Origin of the sequence: Piscinibacter sp. (genome assembly GCF_050175855.1) — a bacterium.
Taxonomy (GTDB): Bacteria; Pseudomonadota; Gammaproteobacteria; order Burkholderiales; family Burkholderiaceae_C; genus Piscinibacter.
Genome location: NZ_JBFXIO010000272.1, coordinates 1 through 7,220, shown reverse-complemented (window position 1 = coordinate 7,220; position 7,220 = coordinate 1). Strand labels below are relative to the sequence as shown.

Annotated in this window: 9 protein-coding genes; all 9 read right to left on the bottom strand. The window is 65.9% G+C overall.

Features of this window, described 5'->3' with window-relative positions; translation table 11 throughout:
* Nucleotides 1-528 (bottom strand): PIG-L deacetylase family protein (locus tag AB7U92_RS18460; RefSeq protein ID WP_428580250.1); only part of this gene is annotated, 528 nt, incomplete at its 3' end.
* A complete protein-coding gene (locus tag AB7U92_RS18455; RefSeq protein ID WP_428580248.1) occupies nucleotides 525-1,226 on the bottom strand; it encodes a hypothetical protein in 702 nt (233 codons plus the stop codon). The genes AB7U92_RS18455 and AB7U92_RS18460, both read right to left, overlap by 4 nt.
* Complete coding sequence (gene pseG / locus AB7U92_RS18450) at nucleotides 1,213-2,736, bottom strand: UDP-2,4-diacetamido-2,4,6-trideoxy-beta-L-altropyranose hydrolase (protein ID WP_428580245.1); 1,524 nt, start codon at nucleotides 2,734-2,736, stop codon at nucleotides 1,213-1,215. The genes AB7U92_RS18455 and pseG overlap by 14 nt, the downstream gene beginning before the upstream one ends.
* Nucleotides 2,737-2,741: 5 nt before the next feature.
* A complete protein-coding gene (gene hisF / locus AB7U92_RS18445; protein WP_428580242.1) occupies nucleotides 2,742-3,521 on the bottom strand; it encodes an imidazole glycerol phosphate synthase subunit HisF in 780 nt (259 codons plus the stop codon).
* Nucleotides 3,515-4,147 carry an imidazole glycerol phosphate synthase subunit HisH gene (gene hisH / locus AB7U92_RS18440; protein ID WP_428580239.1) on the bottom strand — a complete coding sequence of 211 codons (633 nt, stop codon included), beginning with the start codon at nucleotides 4,145-4,147 and terminating at the stop codon, nucleotides 3,515-3,517. Before hisH ends, hisF begins: the two co-directional genes overlap by 7 nt.
* Entirely contained in the window at nucleotides 4,144-5,292 is a 1,149-nt protein-coding gene (locus AB7U92_RS18435) for an N-acetyl sugar amidotransferase (RefSeq protein WP_428580236.1), read from the bottom strand. Before AB7U92_RS18435 ends, hisH begins: the two co-directional genes overlap by 4 nt.
* A gap of 7 nt (nucleotides 5,293-5,299) precedes the next feature.
* On the bottom strand, nucleotides 5,300-5,917 hold the full coding sequence (locus tag AB7U92_RS18430; protein ID WP_428580233.1) for a pseudaminic acid biosynthesis-associated methylase: 618 nt from the start codon (nucleotides 5,915-5,917) through the stop codon (nucleotides 5,300-5,302).
* Entirely contained in the window at nucleotides 5,917-6,669 is a 753-nt protein-coding gene (locus tag AB7U92_RS18425) for a cytidylyltransferase domain-containing protein (RefSeq protein ID WP_428580230.1), read from the bottom strand. Before AB7U92_RS18425 ends, AB7U92_RS18430 begins: the two co-directional genes overlap by 1 nt.
* On the bottom strand, nucleotides 6,666-7,220 hold a 555-nt coding region (locus tag AB7U92_RS18420), incomplete at its 5' end, for a DegT/DnrJ/EryC1/StrS family aminotransferase (RefSeq protein WP_428580227.1). The genes AB7U92_RS18420 and AB7U92_RS18425, both read right to left, overlap by 4 nt.

Genomic DNA, 7,220 nt, shown 5'->3' with positions numbered 1-7,220 from the left:
CGTTCCGGAGATGTCGACGAACACGCTCGGGCAGAACGCGGCGGCGGCGCGCGAGCCGTGCCATTCGGTACTCGAGGGCACCTCGAAGTGCAGGAGCTCGCGGACGGGTGACCCCGGCAGCGGCCGGCAGGCGGCAGCCACCGCCCGCTGAGTGATGAAATGGTCGACGTTCACATCACCAGGGTGATGCGTCAGTACACGCGAGGGCTCCACGCGCCGAACCTCAGCCTCAATGCACTTGACAATGTCGAGCAGATCGACGCCGTCCATCCGGTTGTCGGGAAAGCCCTCAAGCCGGACCGAGCACGCTCCCAGGATCTTGGCGGCCCGGCGCGCGCTGCCCTGCAGTGCGGACAGCTCCGCACGCCGGCCGCCGCGGTCGCGCCTCGGCGCCCGGCTGGTGGCGCCTTCGGCGAGGATGAGGATGCTGACCCGCCAGCCCTCCCGCGCCATGCGGGCGATGGTTCCGCCACAGCCGAGCACTTCGTCGTCAGGATGCGCCGCGATCACCAGTGCACTCTTGCTCACGTGTCGTCCCTCTCCGGGATGAGCGAAATACTTACGTCGGCCAGCACTACGTCGGGCCGGCGGCTGGCGCGCCCGAACTCAAGGCGCAGGCGCCCGATCTCGATGAAGGCGCGCGGATACCCGTCCGCGTCAAGCATCCTGATGATGTCGTGCACCTTCTCCAGCGTTTCGGCAGTACTGAGGTCGCCCTGATCGGGTGTGCGGCGCTGGAACAGCACCGGAGCGCCGGTCTGCGGCTGCGGGCGCACGTCTCGCTCGACGATCTCGACGATCATCGACTCCATGAGCGCGGCCGCGCGCAGCAGCACTTCCTCGGCGCTGCCGAGTAGCGACAGCGGTCGCTTGAGGTAGACCGGTCCTGCATCCAGCGTTTCGGTGCAGAGCAGCGCCGAGAGCTTTGTATCTTCGATGCCGCGCACGATGAGGTTTTGCAGCGGGGTCCCGCCGCGGCCGAACGGTAGATCGGTCATGTGAAACACCACGCAGGTGAAGCCTTGCCATACTTCCGGCGGGATCTTCCAGGACCAGTGCGGGAAGAACAGGTGGCTCGGTGCGTGCGCCTTCAGATTCTCGGCGCTTAGCTCGCCGCGATCGCGGATACGCAGGACGCTGAAACCGTGCTTGGAGGCGAGCGCGACTTCCAGCGCGTCATGCCGGCTATGCGGGGTCGCAAGAACGATGCGCCTATCGTTGGGCACTTGACGTCTCCCAGGTCCAGTCGAGTGCGCCCACGCGCGTGAAACCCGCGCTGGAGAAAGCGGCAGCGGATACGCTGTTGCCTTCCATGACGTGCGCTGTCAGGCGACGCAACGAAGGCTCCTCCGCGGCAATCCAGCGCTTTGCTTCAACCAGCAACCGGGTGCCAAGGCCGATCCCGGTTAGTTCGGGGTCGAGGTACAGCGAGATCTCCGCCGAGGAGGCCGAAAGATCGAATCGTAGGATGCCGACGGGCAGGCGTCCGCAACAGGCTACCAGCAGGCGGCGCAGCGGATCCTGCAGCGCTTCCTTCCACCACGACGTATGTGCTTCCCAGGGCACTTCCCTTGAATCTCTGAAGCGCGACCGCGTTCGCGGGTCCTGACGCCATTTATGCGCGATGCAGGCGTCCGACTCCACTGCGGGGCGCAGACGCAGCTCTGCGCCGAGAAGCGCAGCCGCGACGCGCAAGGCGCCGCGGCCGTCGACTTGTGCCCTCGAGCGCTCCACCATGGCGCGCCGGTCCGGCGCATCCTCGATCAGTCGCGCGACTGCGTCGCCGATGTCCTCGACCGTGGTCGATCTCGCCGTCCTGGTGATTCCCCCCGCGACCAGCGATTGCACCACGACCGCCTGGTTTTCGGCGCCGACCAGCGTCAATGTCGGTACGCCGATGCAGCAGCGCTCCCAGCTTGCACCGCCGCCGGCGCCGATCTGCAGGTCGTGCCGGGCGAAGAAGTCGCTCAGGTCGCGCAAGTCGACGGCCAGCGTGGTTCCCGGCGAGTCGGCGCACGCCTGGCGAAGCGTTGCTAGCTCCGGATTCGCGCTCGTCGTCACGATTTCGATCGGCCCGCGAAAGCCAGCGACCGATCGGCAGGCTTCGAGCGCGCGTGCGGATAGCCCTGCGATATCGGCTCCGCCCAGGAAGATGCCGATGCTGCGCACTTCCTCACGCCATGAGTACTTCGGCGCCGCGGCGTACTCGGGCCGCAGAAGCGCGTACCGCGGCCCCCCGAGCAGGGGCCGGTCTGCCGGCCAGCGGCCGCTGTACTTGGCGCGAAAGTCCACGGCCAGGTTCTGGTCGATGAGCAGCGCCGCATCGAGGGCGCGGTCCCCCAGATCGTCGACCACTGCTATCCGCGTGCGCAGCCTCGCACCGACTTCGCGGTGCCAGCACGCGTCAAAGGCGTAATGGTCGACCACCACCCAGGCGGGCGACCAATCCGCGAGGGCCGCCGCCGTCTGCGCGGCATCCTGCTCCCAGGACACCTGCGCCCAATCCGCGTGGCGCGGAGACCCGCGCTTCGATCCGCCTGCGCCGCTCGGCGCCGCGAGCGATTGATGCGCCACCCCCGCACGGCGCGCGAGGGCCTGCGTATCCACGCCTAGAGACCGGCTTAGGAGACAGGACTCGGTCCCCGCTCCTTCCAGTGCCTGCGCTAGAGCGAGGCAACGAGTCACATGCCCGATACCCATTTCGGCAGACGCGTCCGCGCGCAAGGCGATACGCATCGCGGTCAACCCGACCCCGCCACGAAAGTGCTTCGAACCGGAATGCCTGCAGCGTGTAGCGCCTGCTTAGCCCCGGACGGTGTCTGCTCAGTAAAGTGAAACATGCTCGCAGCCGCTACGGCCGAAGCACCCGCCTTCAGGACCGCGTCGACCAGATGCTGGTAGGTGCCCGCGCCACCCGAGGCGATGACCGGGATGGCGATCGCTGCTGACACGCGTTCGATCAGCTGCAGGTCGTACCCCTGCATCGTGCCGTCGCGATCGATTGAGGTCAGCAGGATCTCGCCCGCGCCCCTGTCGGCCAGCTCGCGCGCCCACTCCACGGGATCGCGCCCCGTGTCCTGCGTCGCGGAACGGATCCAGACAACCACCCGGTCGTCCGTCTCGCGCCGCGCGTCGATGCTGGCGACAATACACTGCGCGCCGAACTTCGCTGCCGCCTGATTGATCAACTCGGGCCGCTCGACCGCGGAGGAATTGATGCTCACCTTGTCCGCACCCGCGTGCAGCAGCGCCACGATCTGCTCTAGGCGGCAAATTCCGCCGCCCACGGTCAGTGGCACCGCGCATTCATTGGACAGGTCTGCGACCGTGACGTAGTCCGGCGCCTCGCCGGTTTGCGAGGCGACGATATCGAGCAGCACCAGCTCGTCCACGTCGCGCGCATTGTAGACCTTGATCGCGGGCAGAACAGGTCCGACCCTCCGCCAGCTGTTGAAGCCGACGCCCTTCACCAGGCCCGGACCCTTCCACAACAGGCTGGGAATCACGCGCACTTTCAGCACGGCACGTAATCCAGGAAATTGCGCAGCAGCTGGCGGCCGACCTTGGAGCTCTTCTCCGGATGGAACTGGGTGCCGAACACGTTGCCCTGGCCGATCGCCGCCACGATTGGCACGCTGTAGTCGGTAGTGGCGGCGACATCCGCCTCGCGCCGCGCGTGGAAGGCGTAGCTGTGGACGAAGTAGAAGTCCGATCGCTGCGGAATGTGGGCAAAGAGCGCACGTGCGGCAGCGCCGGCGCCGTAGCAGAGGTCGTTCCAGCCTACGTGTGGGATGCGCAGGCGGCAGCCCAGGCTATCCAGGCGCACGACGTCGCCTTCCACGAAGCCCAGTCCCGGCGTGCCGCCGCCCTCTTCACCGCGGCTGGCGAGCATCTGCATGCCCAGGCAGATGCCGAGCAGCGGCCGGCGGTGGTCCCGGTTGAGCTTATGCAAGGCATCGGCCCAGCCGCCATCGCGCAGGCGCGTCATGCCTTCCAGAAAGGCGCCCACGCCAGGAAGCACCACGCGGTCGGCTTCGTAGAGCGCGCCCGGATGGTCGGCGATGAACGCCTGTGCTCCCAGATCCTCGAGCGCGCGGCGCACCGAGCCGAGGTTTCCCATCCCATAGTTGACGATGCCGACCTTCACGGATTGTCGTAGTTGACCTTCTCGAGGTTGCCGTGCTTGTCCTTGAGCAGCGCGCCCGACCCATCACGCTTGAAGATCTTCTTGTTGGTGAACTTGTCGCAGACGCGGATGAACTCCTCGACCGACATGTCGAGCGGCTCGAGGATCGCCGCCAGCGGCTTGCCGAGGTAGGTCCAGGGGAATTTCCCGTCGCGCTTGCGCACGATCTCCAGCGCGTCCTGGCGGGTCAGGCGGCCGCGGCGCACGTGCAAGCAGGCGATGTCGGTCGCGCGCGAGAAGCCAAACTTGAGGAACTTGAAGTAGTCGTGGATGCCGGTCTGGTGATTGTCGAGGTTCTCGTAATTCACCATCGAGCCCTCGACGGCCGCCGGCAGCGAGGTGAACCCGTTCGCCTGCGAGATCAGCGCGTTGGACAGCCCGTCCCAGGGAATGTAATGGCCGAGAAACAGCCCGGTCACGCCAGCGCGCTGCAGGTCAGCGTCGCTGGGGTACTGGTAGGGCAGCAGGTGCCGGCGCTCGAAGCCATAGCTTTCGGGCAGGTCGGCGACCCTGAGCCCCAGCAAGCCGCCAAACTCTTCCAGCCAGCGGCGCGTGAGGACGTTGTTCTGCGCCGCCGCTGCGGGGCCTCCATACTCATTCTGCGAGTTCTCGCCCCACACGATCAGCGGCACGTTGAACTGCACGGCTGCCCGCACCGGGATGGTGAAGATGCCGACGTGCTCGGGCCAGGAAATGTCGCCTACCTCTGTCAGTCCGATACGGTTCAGCCTTGCGCGCACCAGCGGATTGGGCGAGAACTCGATGTAGTCGACGCCGAGGTGCTTGATGTTCTCGATGTTCTTGCGCCCGATATCGGAAAGGTCGCAGGTCGTGGAAGTCACGCACAGGGGATTGAGATCCAGCTGCAGCATCCGGATCACCTGGTACGTGCTGTCTTTTCCGCCGCTCACCGGCACGATGCAGTCCCAGTTCTCGCCGTTGCGCCGGTAGCGCTTGAGGATTTCGAGCAGTTCCTTGCGCCGCTGCTCCCAATCGACCGCCGCGCGCAGCTCGTAGGCACGGCAAGCATTGCACACGCCTTCCTCATCCAGGTGCAGATCGGGTTTGGTGTGCGGCATCACGCACTTGACGCAGTACTTCAGCATGGTCTGACTATTTCCGGAGTAGGAACCAGGAGATGTCGTCCTGCGGGAAGACCGGATCGCGCCGGTAGGCGAAGCCGTAGTCGACCAGTGCGAGCCCGGGGTAGGCTTCCAGCATTTCGCCGGCGAAATCGCGCTTGAACAGCCGGTCGCTGTGCCCGCGGTAGGGGATGGCTACAGGGGATGGATTGTAGTACTCGCAGATCAGAATCCATCTGCGCGAGGCTTGGTAGAGCTTGCTGTAGGCGGCAGGCAGCATGTCGGGATTGATGTGGATCAGCACTCCCTTGCTCAGCGTCAGGTCGGCCGGCTCGGCCGGCTGGAAGTCGAACATCGAGCCGCAGTACACTCGCTCGTCGCCGAGCAGCTTGGCCAACTCGGCGGCCGCGTCGCGGTTGATTTCAATGCCGCGCAGGGAAATTTCGGGGTAGAGCACGCGCAGCGCGCGCAGGTTCATGCCGATGTTGGCGCCGAACTCGACGCATGACGAGATCGTCCCCGCGCCGCGCAGCGCTCTGGCGAAGAGACCGACGTTCGCGGCCAGCAGCGCCTTGCTTTCGTTGCGGGCAATGTAGTCCGTGCCGAACTGGCCGGCCCAGAACCCTTCCTGCTCGGTGTTGTACGGCATCACGCCTCCTTGGACGCGTGCGCAACCGCGCGCTGGGCCACATGGCGGTTGAGGTTCTCCCAACTCGGATTCCTTCTCAACACGGCAAGCACGTCCTCGAGCCTGAAATCGGCATTGCGGGCGGCGAGCTTGCCGAGGATGCGGCTTATCAGCTCGAAATCCTCCGGGGTATCCACTGTCCAACGATGGCGGCTGAGATCTGGCTCCCGGGTCAGCGATCTGAGCCGGTAGCGGTCGGGGCGGCGCCAGATGAAGGGGGTGACATGCTCACGTTCGTCGGGGTCGGTCGCTTCCGCGTTCGCTTCCGCCAGGCAGCGTCGAGAGAAAACCTCCACCGCCATGCCGTACGGCCAGGTTGGCTGCAGCATGTTGGACACAAAGTCGGGCTTGTCCGGCGATTCGCGGAATACCCGGATGGACTCGTCGATCAGGTCGGGGTCGATGAGTGGGCAGTCGGCGGTCACGCGCACTATCGCCGATGCACCGCACGCCGCGGCAGCTTTCTCATAGCGGGAAAGAACATCCAGCTCTGGACCGCGCACCGATGACACTCCCTCCTCGCAGCAAAGCTCATCGATCGGGTCGTCCGCCTTGGAAGTCGAAGTGGCAACCACAATTACGTCGGCCCTCTCGACAGCCCTGAGGCGCTCTAGCTGGTACGACAGCATCGGGCGCCCTTCGATCGGCAGCAATACCTTCCCCGGCAGCCGACTGGAACCCATCCTGGCCTGGACAATGATGGCGGTGGTCATGACACGAGTGCAGCCCTAAGAGCGACGATGACCTCGTCCTGCTCTCCCGTGCTCAACGCGGGATACATCGGGAGACTGATCGCTTCGGCATAGTAGCGCTCAGTCTGCGGGAAATCCTGGGGCCGCAGGTCGGGGCGCGAGTGGTACGGCAAGCGGTAGACGGGGATGTAATGGAGATTCACCCCGATTCCCGCTGCACGCATGCCTTCGAACACCTCTCGATGCGAGCGGCGGACCTCCTCCGGCTTCAGCCGCACGACATACAGGTGCCAAGCCGACGCCGTATCCGGGTGCTGCCAAGGCGTCCGCAGCGGAAGACCCGAGAGGAACTCGTCGTAGCGGGCCGCCAGGCGGCGCCGCGCGGCCACGAACTCGTCCACGCGGCGCATCTGGCTCGAGCCGAGCGCGGCCTGCACGTCGGTCATGCGGTAGTTGTAGCCGAGCGCGACTTGCTCGTAGTACCAGGGGCCGTCGGGCTCCTTCGTCATGTCCTCGGCGTCGCGCGTGATGCCGTGCGTGCGCAGGAGCTGCATGCGCTTGGCGAGCGCCGG

Bases quoted from the DNA above. Each gene is read 5' to 3' on its own strand.
- pseG (WP_428580245.1), bottom strand. From the start codon at position 2,736: ATGCGTATCGCCTTGCGCGCGGACGCGTCTGCCGAAATGGGTATCGGG.
- AB7U92_RS18435 (WP_428580236.1), bottom strand. From the start codon at position 5,292: ATGCTGAAGTACTGCGTCAAGTGCGTGATGCCGCACACCAAACCCGAT.
- AB7U92_RS18430 (WP_428580233.1), bottom strand. From the start codon at position 5,917: ATGCCGTACAACACCGAGCAGGAAGGGTTCTGGGCCGGCCAGTTCGGC.
- AB7U92_RS18425 (WP_428580230.1), bottom strand. From the start codon at position 6,669: ATGACCACCGCCATCATTGTCCAGGCCAGGATGGGTTCCAGTCGGCTG.